The sequence below is a fragment of the Rhodococcus sp. OAS809 genome (genome assembly GCF_040546695.1).
Lineage (GTDB): Bacteria > Actinomycetota > Actinomycetes > Mycobacteriales > Mycobacteriaceae > Rhodococcus_F > Rhodococcus_F qingshengii.
Genome location: NZ_JBEPOI010000002.1, coordinates 3,849,247 through 3,862,109, shown reverse-complemented (window position 1 = coordinate 3,862,109; position 12,863 = coordinate 3,849,247). Strand labels below are relative to the sequence as shown.

15 protein-coding genes and 1 pseudogene are annotated in these 12,863 nt (G+C 63.6%); 8 read left to right on the top strand and 8 right to left on the bottom strand.

Features of this window, described 5'->3' with window-relative positions:
• Window positions 1–2 precede the first annotated feature (2 nt).
• The gene (locus ABIE52_RS21065) at window positions 3–821 is read left to right on the top strand and encodes an alpha/beta fold hydrolase (RefSeq protein ID WP_003944129.1); all 819 of its coding nucleotides are present in this window, start codon (window positions 3–5) and stop codon (window positions 819–821) included.
• Here the strand turns inward: ABIE52_RS21065 and ABIE52_RS21060 are convergent.
• Window positions 818–1,363, bottom strand: coding sequence for a ferritin (locus ABIE52_RS21060; protein ID WP_030535839.1), 546 nt, complete (start codon window positions 1,361–1,363; stop codon window positions 818–820). The two genes, ABIE52_RS21065 and ABIE52_RS21060, sit on opposite strands and share 4 nt — an antisense overlap.
• 154 nt (window positions 1,364–1,517) lie before the next feature.
• The gene (locus tag ABIE52_RS21055) at window positions 1,518–2,444 is read right to left on the bottom strand and encodes a cation diffusion facilitator family transporter (RefSeq protein WP_054782294.1); all 927 of its coding nucleotides are present in this window, start codon (window positions 2,442–2,444) and stop codon (window positions 1,518–1,520) included.
• Window positions 2,445–2,623: 179 nt separating this feature from the next.
• Between ABIE52_RS21055 and ABIE52_RS21050 the strand changes: the two genes are divergently transcribed.
• The 3 genes from ABIE52_RS21050 to ABIE52_RS21040 are packed head-to-tail and all read left to right on the top strand — an operon-like array spanning window position 2,624 to window position 4,585.
• Entirely contained in the window at window positions 2,624–3,253 is a 630-nt protein-coding gene (locus tag ABIE52_RS21050; protein WP_064073603.1) for a M23 family metallopeptidase, read from the top strand.
• Window positions 3,254–3,281: 28 nt separating this feature from the next.
• On the top strand, window positions 3,282–3,641 hold the full coding sequence (locus ABIE52_RS21045) for a BlaI/MecI/CopY family transcriptional regulator (RefSeq protein WP_030535838.1): 360 nt from the start codon (window positions 3,282–3,284) through the stop codon (window positions 3,639–3,641).
• On the top strand, window positions 3,638–4,585 hold the full coding sequence (locus ABIE52_RS21040) for a M56 family metallopeptidase (RefSeq protein WP_007736002.1): 948 nt from the start codon (window positions 3,638–3,640) through the stop codon (window positions 4,583–4,585). Before ABIE52_RS21045 ends, ABIE52_RS21040 begins: the two co-directional genes overlap by 4 nt.
• Here the strand turns inward: ABIE52_RS21040 and ABIE52_RS21035 are convergent, their stop codons facing one another.
• The gene (locus ABIE52_RS21035) at window positions 4,586–5,230 is read right to left on the bottom strand and encodes a DsbA family protein (RefSeq protein WP_030535837.1); all 645 of its coding nucleotides are present in this window, start codon (window positions 5,228–5,230) and stop codon (window positions 4,586–4,588) included.
• Window positions 5,231–5,356: 126 nt separating this feature from the next.
• On the opposite strand from ABIE52_RS21035, the gene ABIE52_RS21030 reads away from it, so the two are divergent.
• Window positions 5,357–6,298, top strand: coding sequence for a cytochrome c oxidase assembly protein (locus ABIE52_RS21030; protein ID WP_042453191.1), 942 nt, complete (start codon window positions 5,357–5,359; stop codon window positions 6,296–6,298).
• A gap of 11 nt (window positions 6,299–6,309) precedes the next feature.
• Here ABIE52_RS21030 and ABIE52_RS21025 read toward each other — a convergent pair whose 3' ends face one another.
• From ABIE52_RS21025 to ABIE52_RS21005, 5 genes and pseudogenes are all read right to left on the bottom strand, one after another.
• Complete coding sequence (locus ABIE52_RS21025; protein ID WP_003944176.1) at window positions 6,310–6,855, bottom strand: ferritin; 546 nt, start codon at window positions 6,853–6,855, stop codon at window positions 6,310–6,312.
• A 37-nt stretch (window positions 6,856–6,892) separates the two neighbouring features.
• Complete coding sequence (locus ABIE52_RS21020; protein ID WP_192712856.1) at window positions 6,893–7,363, bottom strand: hypothetical protein; 471 nt, start codon at window positions 7,361–7,363, stop codon at window positions 6,893–6,895.
• A gap of 99 nt (window positions 7,364–7,462) precedes the next feature.
• On the bottom strand, window positions 7,463–8,698 hold the full coding sequence (locus tag ABIE52_RS21015; RefSeq protein ID WP_192712857.1) for an LCP family protein: 1,236 nt from the start codon (window positions 8,696–8,698) through the stop codon (window positions 7,463–7,465).
• A gap of 160 nt (window positions 8,699–8,858) precedes the next feature.
• Window positions 8,859–9,681: pseudogene (locus ABIE52_RS21010) on the bottom strand (CPBP family intramembrane glutamic endopeptidase).
• 10 nt (window positions 9,682–9,691) lie between these two features.
• Window positions 9,692–10,471, bottom strand: coding sequence for a DUF2470 domain-containing protein (locus ABIE52_RS21005; protein ID WP_192712858.1), 780 nt, complete (start codon window positions 10,469–10,471; stop codon window positions 9,692–9,694).
• A gap of 139 nt (window positions 10,472–10,610) precedes the next feature.
• On the opposite strand from ABIE52_RS21005, the gene ABIE52_RS21000 reads away from it, so the two are divergent.
• The 3 genes from ABIE52_RS21000 to ABIE52_RS20990 are packed head-to-tail and all read left to right on the top strand — an operon-like array spanning window position 10,611 to window position 12,860.
• On the top strand, window positions 10,611–11,249 hold the full coding sequence (locus ABIE52_RS21000) for a hypothetical protein (protein ID WP_007736015.1): 639 nt from the start codon (window positions 10,611–10,613) through the stop codon (window positions 11,247–11,249).
• A 31-nt stretch (window positions 11,250–11,280) separates the two neighbouring features.
• Window positions 11,281–12,195, top strand: coding sequence for a prephenate dehydratase (gene pheA / locus ABIE52_RS20995; protein ID WP_007736017.1), 915 nt, complete (start codon window positions 11,281–11,283; stop codon window positions 12,193–12,195).
• Window positions 12,192–12,860, top strand: coding sequence for a histidine phosphatase family protein (locus ABIE52_RS20990; RefSeq protein ID WP_007736019.1), 669 nt, complete (start codon window positions 12,192–12,194; stop codon window positions 12,858–12,860). Before pheA ends, ABIE52_RS20990 begins: the two co-directional genes overlap by 4 nt.
• Window positions 12,861–12,863 lie beyond the last annotated feature (3 nt).

The window sequence follows — 12,863 nt, the reverse complement described above, 5'->3', positions numbered from 1 at the left end:
ACATGACCTTGTCGCATGACATCTCCGGTAGTGGTCCCACGCTTGTGCTCGTCCATGGCATCGTCCATCGACGGCAGGCGTGGGATTCGCTTTTGGACCAGCTGACGCCGTACCGCCGCGTCGTCACCGTCGACCTGCCGGGTCACGGAGAGTCGCTGCTGCCCGAACTCGGTCCGGACGTCATGGGACAGCTGATCGACGATGTCAGTGAGTTCGTCAAGGAAGTGACGCCGGCGGGGGAGCGTGCCCACGTCGCGGGAAACTCCCTCGGCGGCTGGATTGCCCTCTCGCTGGCAGCGCGCGGAGATGTCGCGTCGGCGACAGCTCTTTCGCCGGCCGGGTTCTTTGTCAATCACCTCGATCAGGTGCGAGCGATCAACACGTTCCGTGCACTGCGCGGCACAGCCAAGCTCATGGGTGACGGATTGCCACGCGCATTGCGGTACAAGCTGATTCGCTATCCGGCGCTCGCCGCGTTCTTCGCTCATCCGAGTCATGTCGGTTATGCAGCGGCGTTGGCCGACTGCCGTTCGCTCGTGTCGAACGAACTCGTCGATCTCGGTCTCGAGATGGACTTCGTGCTGCCGCCCATCGTGGATCCCACTGTGCCGGTGACGGTTGCGTGGGGTCGACGCGATCTCATCCTGCCCGTGTATCAGGCGCAGCGCGTGAAAAAGCCGTTCCCGCAGGCAAAGTTGATGGTTCTGCCCGGCCTTGGGCACGTACCGATGACAGATGCCCCCGAGCTGATCAGTTCGATCCTGCTGGCAGGCAGCGAACCGTTCGGCTCGAGGGCAAAATCCGTGAGTGCTGCAGGCTAGATGGTTCCGCCGGCTGCGCTCGGTGCACCGGTGGTGTCACCGACGGTGCTCATCTCGCGGGACACGAAGTCTTCGAGGTCGAACAGGTTGGCGCCTGCGCGGTCCGCGATGGTGAGAAGTGTTGTCATGCTTGCAACTTCCTCGACCTGCTCCTTGAGGAACCACTGCATGAACTGCTCGCCGAGGTAGTCGCCTTCTTCGCGGGCAGTGCTCGCGAGCTGGACGATTTGCTCGGTGACCGTCTTCTCCTGCGTCAGCGCGAGAGCGATGGGCTCGCGGGCATCCTTGAAGTCGGCCTTCGCGGCGTCGACGCCGGTGAGTTCGACATTGATGTCGCGATCGAGGAAATACTGAACGATCATCATGGCGTGGTTACGCTCTTCCACAGCCTGCTTGTAGAAGTGCTTTGCCAGCTGTGGCAGATCCGCATTGTCGAAGTAAACCGCTGTCGCGATGTACTGATGCGAAGCGTTGAACTCGTTGCGAATCTGGTCTCGGAGTAGTGCGTGGAATTTGGTCATGTGAGTCTCCCCAGAAGTCATGAATTCCAAGATAGTGCAGGTCAGAGGCCCTGTCATCCCAGTATGACCTTATTGTGGTAAGCGTTCCCAAACTAAAGAAGACCTAATTTTTCTTCGAATTCGGTGAGGTTATCGAGCCCGGTGAATTCGAATGTTTCATTTAGGAATGTCCATTTCACCAGGCGAGTTCCGCGCATTTACCGTCGCTTCCCTGTAGTTCCACCTGTACGGTGGCGTGCCCCAGTTCGAATTCCTCGGCAAGCAAGGTTCGGGTTGCTGCGAGCACCGTTGTGGGATCGGCGTCACTGACCGCGGTGACGTGAACGGAAGCAACTTCCATCCCCGAGGTGAGTGTCCAGACGTGCAGATCGTGCGCGTCGACGACTCCCGGCAGAGCGTTGATCTTCTCGATGATCGAGGTGACGTCGATGCGGTCGGGAGCCTGCTGGAGGAGGATGCGAACGGCGTGGCGGCCCAGGTTGAAGGCACGTGGCAAGACGAAGAGGCCGATCGCGACGCCGATGACGGGGTCGGCGTAGCGCCAACCGAACGCAAGCGTGACCAAGCCGCTGACCAGGACGCCGATGGACCCGACCATGTCCGCCATGACTTCGAGGTAGGCGCCGCGGATGTTGATGCTTTCCTTCGCGCCGCTGCGCAGCATGAGGAAGGCGATGACGTTCATCGCCAGACCGACGACGGCGACTGTCGCGACGGGAAGGCCGGGAACCTCGGGCGGATCCGTGAAGCGGCTGGCGGCCTCGTAAAGCACCCACCCGGCGACTGCGAAGAGCAGGATCGCATTGGCCAGTGCCGCAAACACTTCCGTGCGGTACATGCCGAAAGTACGGTCGGGGCGCCGGGCGGCACGCTGTGCGACGAGGATCGCGGCGAGCGCCATGAAGATGCCGAAGATGTCTGTGAACACGTGCGCCGAGTCCGAGAGCAGGGCCAGTGACGAGGTGAAGAGGCCGACCGTCACCTGCAGCACGAAGGTCACCAACCCGAGGCCGGCGGCGATCCACAGTTTGTTGACATGCTTGCCGCTGTTGCTGGTCGCAGCCTCGGCGGGGGAGATTCCGTGCCCGTGTCCGTGTGACATCGAAGGTCCTTTCGTCGACGCCAGCCTAGACACATATGCATATATGCGCAATAGTGCATGTCTTAAAAACTATGCAACATAGTTGTAAGGTGGCGGCGTAGACCTTCATTTGTCATCGACGCGAGGACCGAGAAGTGGGAAGACATCGAAAATCCGAGCCGATCAGACCCGGCGGGCGCATGGCCGCGGTTTCCGTGGCGACGGGTGCAATCCTCGCGTCCGGCACTTCCATCGGGCACGCGTCGCCGCCGTCGGTCGTAGTCGAGGATGCATCTGCGGTGTCGGCGCCGGAGATCCTCGACCTTGTCCGGTCGACGGATCTTGCCGGAATAGCCGAACAACTCGGCAAGACGCGACAACTCGAATCCGAGCGAGCGGCGCTGGTGTACGAGGCCGAAAAGCCACAGGTGATGGCCCCCGTCAGCGGGACGATGACGTCCAACTTCGGTCCACGGTGGGGAACCACCCACTACGGTCTCGACATCGCGAACGCGATCGGAACGCCCATCGTGTCGGCGACCGACGGTGTTGTGCTCGAATCCGGTCCCGCCGCGGGATTCGGGCTCTGGGTCCGCATCCAGCAGGACGACGGGACCGTCGGCGTCTACGGACACATCAACGAGGCGCTCGTGGTTGCGGGTCAGAAGGTGCGGGCGGGTGAGCTGATCGCGACCGTGGGCAATCGTGGACAATCGACAGGACCACACCTGCACTACGAGGTGTGGCAACCTGACGGACAGAAGACCGATCCGCTCGCGTACCTGAATTCCCGGGGCGTGTCGTTCGGGGAGATGACCACGGGCGACTGAAGTTCTGTCACGACGCGATGGAGGAGCAATGCAGGGGCTTGGCGGACTCGAAGCCGAGGTCATGGATGTGCTCTGGCAGTCCGACGACGCGCTCTCGGTCAAGGATCTGGTCGAGACCCTGGGTGAGCGTCGACAACTTGCGTACACCACCATCCTGACCGTCGTGACGCATCTCTTCGACAAGGGCTGGGTGAGTCGTGAGAAGAAGAGTCGCGCCTACTTCTATCGGCCGAGTCGCAGCCGTGAAGAGGCCACATCCAGAGCACTGCGCGAATTGTTGGACAGCAGTTCCGATTCCGCTGCCGTGCTGTTGCACTTCGCCAAGACCATGACAGATGCCGAGAACGAGGCCCTGCGCCGGGGTCTTTCCGGGGAAGGTGTGCAATGACATTGGCGTTGCCGATGTTTCTCGGTGCGATGCTCGTGGGATTCCTGGTTCCGAGAGTGTTGCGAGCCGTTTCCTCGGCGTTGTCACCGGCGGTGCTGCTCGCGGCGTGGCTCGGCAGCATGGCGTCGGCTCTGTATCTCGCTCTCTCCGCGGTCTTGGTTCTGGTGTGGCCGAGCCACGCGCCGGTCGAGGGGCTGGTCGACGGTATCGCTCGGTGTTTCAGCGCCTTCGCGCACGGCACGAGTTCATGGGTGGGTGAACTGATCACCGGCACAGCCGTTGCTGTGGTGGGTGTGATCGCTGTTCGGATCGTGCTGGCCGGCCGCAAGCAGGCACGTGAGCACGCGAGGGTCCGAGATTTCCATCGTGATGTTCTCTCGATCGTCGCGCGCCGCGACAACTCGGAGTCCGACGTGTTGTGGCTGGATCATCCGCTGCCTATGGCGTACAGCGTCGCCGGAAAGCCTGGATTTGTTGTTGCGACGCAAGGCTTGTCATCCGCTCTCAGTGGAGGCGAGCGGGATGCTGTCCTCGCGCACGAGCGTGCACACCTGAGCGGCGGTCATCACCGAATTGTCGGTGCGTGCGAAGTCTTGGCCGCTGTTCTTCCGCGAGTGCCGTTGTTCGCGGCGGCACCCGCTGCCGTCGGCGCGATCGTCGAACTGTCGGCGGACAGACACGCCGCTCGCGTCACCAGCCCGGCTGCGGTGCGTTCCGCCCTTGCCGTGGTGTCGAAATCGCCGCTTCCTCAGCCGGACTGGAGCTTGAGCGATCGCGGCAGCGCGACCGCGGTGCGATTGAGTTCCCTGGTCGACGGCGACGTGGCGTCGCCTCGGCGACTGACCTGCGCGGTGGCGGCCTGTGTGCCGGCCGCTGTCACGACGGCCGTTGCCGCAGCCGTGACGGTGGCCGTCTCCGCGGGGATCTGCGCTGTTCTGACCTGATCATTCTCCCAAGGCCGAATCGATCTGGGCTTTCAACTGCTCGTAGCTCGGCATCTGGTCCAGCTTCACGTCGTTGAGGAACAGCGTCGGAGTACCTTGGACGCCGAGGCGTCGGCCTTCTTCGAAGTCGCGCTCGACCCGCTCGCGGACGCCGCGGCTGCCGAGGTCGGATTCGAATCGGGCCATGTCAAGTCCGAGATCTTGTGCGTAGGAACGGAACAGCGCCTCCTGTGATTCGGCGGATTCACCCCATTGCGACTGCGTCTCGTACATTCGCTTGTACATCTCGACGAATTTGCCCTGGCGAGATGCGGATTCGACGACCTGCGCCGCGAGAGTGCTGTTGGTGTGACTCGGAATCGGAAAGTATCTGATGCCGAACGTGATTCGATCCTCGTACTCCGCTCTGATCCGCTCCATCGTCGGGTACAGTGCGAGGCAGGCTTCGCATTCGAAGTCGAGGAATTCGACCAGGTTCACCTTGCCATCGGCGGCCGAGGTCAATCGGTACGCGTCGTCGGTGAGGACGGCGGTGGATTGTGCTGCCCGATCGGCGTTCTCGTTGTCTGCCCGAATCGGATCGACGGTGATGAACGTGATCAGTGCTACCGCGAACACCGCGATCAGGGCGGCGGATATCTTCATGCTTCTGGACACTGCTGTGCACCTGTACCTTCCGTCGAATTCCTAAATACTATTCAACATAGTAGTTAGGTGTAGAGTCGACGGTACCCGCATGGAGACGAAGGAGGACCCGCCGGTGAAGCGTTCGTGAATGACGCGCCGCCGCCGTCGATCGGGCAGATGCTGGAGTGGGATACCTCATCCCTCCCGCTTCTTCCTGCCCTGGGAGTTGTTCTTGCACTCTGGTATTGGACTGGCGCTCAGCGAGTTCGCGCGAGTGGGCGACCATGGCCGTGGTATCGGACAGCGTGTTTCCTCGGTGGGTGCCTGCTGCTGATCGCGGTGACCGGACTGAAGGTCGAGAGCTACGGCTACGAACTCTTCAGCGTCTGGATGTTCCAACACCTGACGCTCTCGATGGCGATCCCGCCGCTCTGGGTACTGGGCTCGCCGGGACTGCTGCTACTACGTTCGACGCCGCACCGAGGAATAGGAAAAGGCATTCTCGCGCTTGCCCTCTCGGCATTGCGCAGCCCGCCGGCGCGGTGGATGCTGCACCCCGGGTTCACGATCCCGGTATTTCTGTTCAGCTACTACGGGATCTACCTGTCGCCGATCTTCGACACCGTCTCGGCGTTACCGGCTGGACACGTCTTTCTCGAGATCTTCTTTCTCGCCAGCGGTCTGCTCTTCATCATGCCGGTGCTCGCCACCGGCCCACTGCCGGTGCGACAGAGCTACCTCGGCCGGTGTTTCGACCTGTTCGTGGAGATGCCGCTGCACGTGTTCATCGGCGTCGTACTCATGATGGCGACAAAGCCGCTGCTGACCACGTTCGTGGATCCGCCTCCGGAGTGGGGCGTGGACGTGATGCAGGATCAGCAGCTGGCGGGCGCCCTCGCGTGGTCGTACGGAGAGCCCGTCGCTCTGGTGGTGGTCGTGATCTTCGCGATGCGCTGGAACCGCGACGACAAACGGATGAATGCCGACCTGGACCGCCGCGCCGAGATCGACGGCGACAGTGATCTTGAGGCGTACAACAATTTCCTCAGATCACTGAACGCCGCCGAGCGGCCTGAGACTCGGTAGGCCGGTGGCCCTCAGACGCCGCCGCCGGCGGGCGTCGGAGCCATTGCGTCGGCAGCGGCCGGGGTGTTCATCTCGCGTGCGACAAACGTTTCGAGGTGGAACAGGTTGTCGCCGGCGCGGTCGACGATGGTGAGAAGTGTTGTCATGCTTGCCACTTCCTCGACCTGTTCCTTGAGGAACCACTGCATGAACTGCTCGCCCAGGTAGTCGCCGGTATCGCGCGCGGTGCGTGCCAGCTGCGTGATCTGCTCCGTGACCGTCTTCTCCTGCTCGAGTGCCAACTCGACCGGAGCCCGGACACTGTCGAACTTCGTCACGACGTCGTCGATGCCCGGAACGTCCACGTCGAGGTCGTTGTCGAGCAGGTACTGGATCATCATCATCGCGTGACCGCGCTCCTCGGTGGCCTGGCTGTAGAAGCGCGCGGCCATCTGCGGAAGATCGTGTGCATCGAAGTACACCGCTACCGCGATGTACTGCTGCGATGCAGTGAACTCGTTACGGATCTGCTGACGCAGCAGAGTGGTGAATTCGCTCGAGTTCTTCGCCTGTGTCATCCCAACAGGTTACTGGGTCGTCGCCGCTGAGAGGGAGCTACTTCTTGTCGAGCTGATCGATGACGAAGCCCACAGTTTCCGGTCGGTACCCGTAGACGAACGAGTCCTTTTCGCCGACGTACCAATCGCCGCACTGAAAAGAACTGCCCTTCTCGACCCCCGTCGGCCACCACTGTGCGGACAACGATGCGGGACGAGTTTCGACGGTGGGTCGTGCGATGCAGCTGTTGTGATCTATCTCCGCGATGTTCGCAGTCATTCGCAGGATGCGTTCGTCGCCGGTGGTGCGGATGACCTCGTCGATACCCGTTGCGCCGGCGGGAACCCAACTCGGCAGTGTGTCGATTCCGTTGGATGCTTGTGCAAAAGAGAAGGTTTCGGTTTTCTTGTACGCCTTGGAGTCGTCGAACTTCTCGAAGGTTCCGGAGCAGGACGTCACGAGTGCAGCAGCTCCGACGGCGGCGGCAACGACGGCGAGAGTGCGGAATCGGCGGTGTGTTGTGTTCATACCTTCACGGTATTTTTCGGCCGCCGATTCCGCGTCCTGCCGGAAAGCGATTTGTTCGCCGGGCTTGTCCTCCCGCGGTACTACCGGAACTCAGGGCGATTACCCCGTGGTGATCAGATCCTGTGGAATCTGCTGATCGTTGGCCAGGGCGTCGAAGAACTGCGAAGCGCGCGCCTTGTCCCACAACAACACGTTGCCCGAACCGTCCACGTCCTCGAAACCGGCGACCGGAACCGTCGTGGTGGTCATCCCGCCGCGAAGCGCCCAGGCGAGTGAGGCCAGATTCCAGATGTGATCGCCTTCGTCGACCTGTAGAGACTTGGCGGTATCGGAGACGAGTGGCCACAACCGGAACGGATTGAGGAACGTGGTCGGACTCGTCGCCTTCGACAGCAACGCCGACATGAACTGGCGCTGGTTGTTCATGCGGTCGAGGTCGGCGAGCGCCGTCGCGCGAGTTCGCACGAACCCGAGTGCGTCCGAACCCTTCAAGTCCTGGCATCCGGCGGGGAGGTTGATCCCGGCCAGCGGATCGTCGATCGGCTGTGCCAGGCACACGTTGACGCCACCGACGGCGTCGACGATGCCGGCGAACCCGCTGAATCCGATCTCGGCGTAGTGGTCGATGCGAAGCCCCGTTGCCTCTTCGACGGTCTGCACGAGCAATGGAGCGCCACCGAAGGCGAAGGCGGCGTTGATCTTGTCGGAGCCGTAGCCGGGGATGGGAACGTACGAATCGCGGGGGATGCTGACCATGGTCGTCTTCCCACTTTTGGGGACGTGGACCAAGATGACCGTGTCAGTGCGCTTGGGACCGGTGTCGCCGCCCGTCGCAAGGGCTTGCTCCTGCTCGGGGGTGAGCCCCTCACGACTGTCGGAGCCGACGATCAGCCAGTTCGTGCCCGGAGTATCGGCGACGCGTCCCGCGTAGTCGGGCAGCGCGTCGATTCGATTGAGCGAACTGTCGACGTAATAGAGCGCGCCGGCCAGCGCGAGCAGCAAGACCAACAACGTGATGCCGATACGTTTACCCCAGCTACGACGCTTGCGGGGGCGTCGCTGCTTCGGAGGTTCTGGAGGGCGCGGCGGGGCGTTCGGCGGGGTTCGGCGCGGCGGTGCGGGCGCGTACTTCGCCTGGCGCTGCGGATCCTGACGCGGCGGCCCCTGCCTGCGCGGGTCGTCCTGAAACGGTTGTGGGCGCTGGGTCGGCGCCCAGTCCTCACGCCTGGGCTGCTGCGGCGCTTGTGGTGGGACCTGTGACCAGGCCTGATTGGCCGGATTCTGCTGCTGCGGGCGTCCGTCGCGGCGAATGACCGTCGGCCCTTCCGGCGGCATCGGTGGACGCCGCTGCGGGGGTGGGCCCTGACGGGGTGGATTCTGGCGTGGAGGGTTCTGCCTCGGAGGCATCGGTCCACGCGGAGGTGGCCCTGGCGGCTGGCGCCGCGGAGGGCGCTGAGGATATTCGGAGTCGCCGGTCACCAGTTCACGGTACCGGTCACGGCAGCCAGGAGACGTGATCGCGCAGGAGGGCGTAACCGATGAACGCCACCATGTCGATGAGAGCGTGGGCGATGACCAGCGGCCAGAGTTTCCCGGTGCGCTGCCAGTACCGGCCGAACACGAGCCCCATGATCACGTTTCCGACGCCGCCACCGAACCCCTGATAGAGGTGGTAACTGCCGCGCAGGAGTGACGACGCGAGCAGTGATTTGTTCTCGCTCCAACCCAGCGTTCGGAGGCGAGTGATCAGGTAGGCGACGACCAGTACCTCTTCGGCAACCGGAGTTCGCGATCGCGGACAGTACGAGGATCGGCACCCGCCACCAGTGATCGTCGAGCGCACTGGCCTGGACGGTGAGGTTGATGCTCAGTGCCTGAGCCACGAGATAGAACAGCAGACCGGGGAGACCGATCACAGCGGCGAGGCCGAATCCCGGAGCGATGTCGCGCCCGAATCGAGGCTTGGGAGTCAGTCCCGCAGCACGTGGACCGATCCCCGAACGCCACAGTAGATAGAGTCCCAGCGCTGCCCACGCGAGAAGCTTTGCGACGCCCAGCAATTGGCGCGCCAGGTCGATCCAGTCGATGGCGGCCCGCGACGGGTTGAGTGCAACCGTCTGATCCGAGAGCGCAACCGGCGTCGCCAAGGATTCGGCGAGCGAGAGGATCCCGGACAATCCGCTGAGTCCGAACGTGACCAGCAGAACGATGGTGATCTCGATCCAGACTCCGCGTCTGGCGGTCGGATCGAGTTCCGGGCCGGCCGGGACGGGAGTCGGCGGCCGTAACCAGGTGCGGACGGTTTCGCGGGCATTCACCCGCGCAACGCTAGCCGTTTGATGCGCCGCCTGATCGGAGGCCGTTGAGGAAAGGGCACCCGACCAGCGTGCGGATGGCGCGGCTCAGCGCGGGAGCGTCGTCGACGGGGTTGGCGAACGGCATCCACACGTCGCGGTCACCGGTGTGATCCTCGACCCGCAGGCGAAGTCCGTAGCGGTCGATGCCGAGTGGGCGAACGCGTCCGGTGCGCATGTACGGGGGAAGCTTGCGCACGAGCAGGTCCACGAGGTCGCGGTGGTCTTCGTCGAGATGCTGCAGCCATGCGGTCTCCATTTCCCAGAAGGGATCGGGGCTGGCGTTCATCAGTTCGTCCACGGCGACGGGTTCTGCCCCCGTTGAATCAGCGACTACAGCCGAGGCCAGGCTCAAGCGAAGGAGGACCGAGGTGTGGCCGATGTCGAGGAGCCCCGGGTGTGGATGTTCGGATGCGACGTCGTCGGCGAGAACGCGTGCCTCGTAGTCGGGCACGGCGTGCAACGAGCCGCGAAGCCACACGAGGGAGCGTACGGGCTCACGCAGCCGCAGTGGTGCGTGATCGGTGATCTCGAGGACGGCAGGCAGGCCGCCGCCGCCGGAGTTCCAGGCCAGGGCCGCAGCTGCGGAGGCATGTGGGACTGCAACGACGACGTCACCGTTCGAACGCAGGTGATGCACCGACGTGACGGTGGGATCGCTGCCTTCGATGGCGAGAACTGCGTCTTGTGCGCGCACGCAGGCGCTGCGGACGCGTTCGGCGGTGGACGGGCCGGTGCTGGTCTTCGTTGCCATGCTGCCCCCTTGGCGGGTGTTCTCTCGAACTCCATCGGATGATGAGGTAACCCTAACCTAAGGCGCTTCGGTGTGAATCGCAAGACTTTTGCGCAACTCGCGTGGAATCCGCCGCCTGCGCCGGGGTTACGGTTTGTCTGTGGCCATTCCTCTCTCACTCGGGCTGCCCGCCCCGAGAAACTCGCGCGGACTCCTCGAAGCACTCTTTCTCCCGGTTGTTCCGGCGTCGGTTCTGATCGGTGGCGAAGCAGCAGGCCGGGTTGTCGTCCGTCTCGATATCGATCCGGAAGAACTGCGTGCGGACACGGAAGCGTCGTACGAGGCCGTCCGATTCGACGTCGACGTCACCACCGACCAGATCGACGACGCGATCGCGCTGCGCCTGCCCGCTCCGCTCGCTGTGTATGTCGACGGCGGCGAAGAGGATCTGACACCCGCCGAAGCGGCGCTGCGTCTGTGCGAAGGTGGCCGGATCCCCGGACTCGCCGCCGGTCTTACGCCCACCGAAGTGGCTGATTTCCTGGCGGTACTCGCGCACGAGTCCGTCGGTTTCGTAGCCCGCGCGGCCGACGGCGACGAGGTGATCGCCCTGCTGTGTGGCACCGTCGCTGCACTGCGCGGCGACGACGTGCGCGCCGCGATGGTCGATCCGAAGCCGGAAAAACTTGCCGCGCTGATCCCCGAAGCCGCGTCGGCCATGCGTGAGGTGCTGCTCACGATCGAGGTCGCGGATCTGCCTGCAGTGGAAACGGCTTTGCGTGCCGCGGGTTTGCAGTGACCGGCGTGGGTCGGTGCGTAATCTTTTAGGCGTGCCAAGAATCGCGTATTTCGGTCCGTCGGGAACCTTCACGGAGATAGCTCTCGCCCAGTTGGAGGCTGAGGGCGCGTTCGGCGAAACCGTCGAGCGAGTACCGGCCGGCAGTCCGCCGGCGACTCTCGACATGGTTCGCGACGGTTCCGTGGACGGAGCCGTGGTTCCCTTCGAGAACTCGGTGGAAGGCGGCGTAGCTCCGACGCTCGATTCACTCGCTCTCGGTTCGCCGCTGCAGATCGTCGCCGAAACCGATCTGGACGTGAGTTTCTCCATCCTGGTTCGGGCCGGGACCACCGCCGATCAGGTCCGAACGATCGGCGCGTACCCGCATGCGGGCGCGCAGGTCCGCGGATGGATCGCCGAGAACCTGCCCCAGGCCGAGGTGGTGTTGGCCTCGTCCAACGCCGGTGCGGCCCTGGATGTGCAGGCCGGAACCGTCGACGCCGGTGTGTCCACGGCTTTGGCCGGTCAGATGCTCGGACTCGAGAGCCTGGCGGACAACGTCGCCGATGTAGGCGGCGCCCGCACACGTTTCGTGTTGGTCACCAAGCCGGCCCCGGTTCCGGCGCGGACCGGTGCCGATCGCACCGCGCTGGTGCTTCACCTCGACAACGCTCCCGGCTCCCTGGTGCGTGCACTCTCCGAATTCGCCGCTCGCGGTATCGATCTGACTCGGATCGAATCACGGCCGATGCGAACGGAATTGGGCACGTACCGGTTCTTCGTGGACTGCGTCGGACACGTCGAGGACTCGCTGGTGGCCGAGGCGATGCGTGCGCTGCATCGTAAATCCGGAGTCCGCTTCCTGGGGTCGTGGGCGACAGCGAATTCGACCGGGCCACAACCTCCTTCGGACGAAGAAGCGATTCGGTGGATCGACGAACTCAAGCATGGAGGGGGAGAACGATGACCGGAAGGCTCATCCTCGTTCGGCACGGTCAGACGGAGGCGAATGTCGCCAAACGTCTCGACACCGCACTACCCGGAGCAAAGCTCACGCCGGAAGGGTTGGCACAGGCCGAGACTTTGGGCATCGGCCTGGCTTCGGCGCCGCCGCTGGCACTCGTATCGTCGTTGGCTTTGCGTGCCCGGCAGACAGCAGGTTTCGTGGAGCAGGCCGCCGGTGTCTCTCTGGACGTGCGGGACGGATTGCACGAGGTGCAGGCCGGTGACCTCGAAGATCGTACCGACGAGGCCGCGCACCGACTGTTCATGGAGACGTTCCATCACTGGCACACCGGCAACCTCGGCGCTCGCATCCCCGGTGGTGAAACGGGATACGACGTCCTGGAGCGGTACGTCCCCGTCGTCAATTCGTTGCGCGAAGAATTTCTCGAAGGCTCACGAGACGGCGGCGACATCGTCGTGGTCAGTCATGGTGCGGCGATCCGTCTTGTCGCAGCCCAGCTTGCCGGTGTCCCCGGTCTGTTCGCAGCCAACAACCACTTGGCCAACACCGAGACCGTCGAACTGTTGCCTTCGGTCGACGGCGGTTGGGAGTGCCTGCGCTGGGGAACCGTCAACCCGCCGTTCGAGCACCGACTCATCCCCGGTGCCGACGACGTGATGGGCTGACGG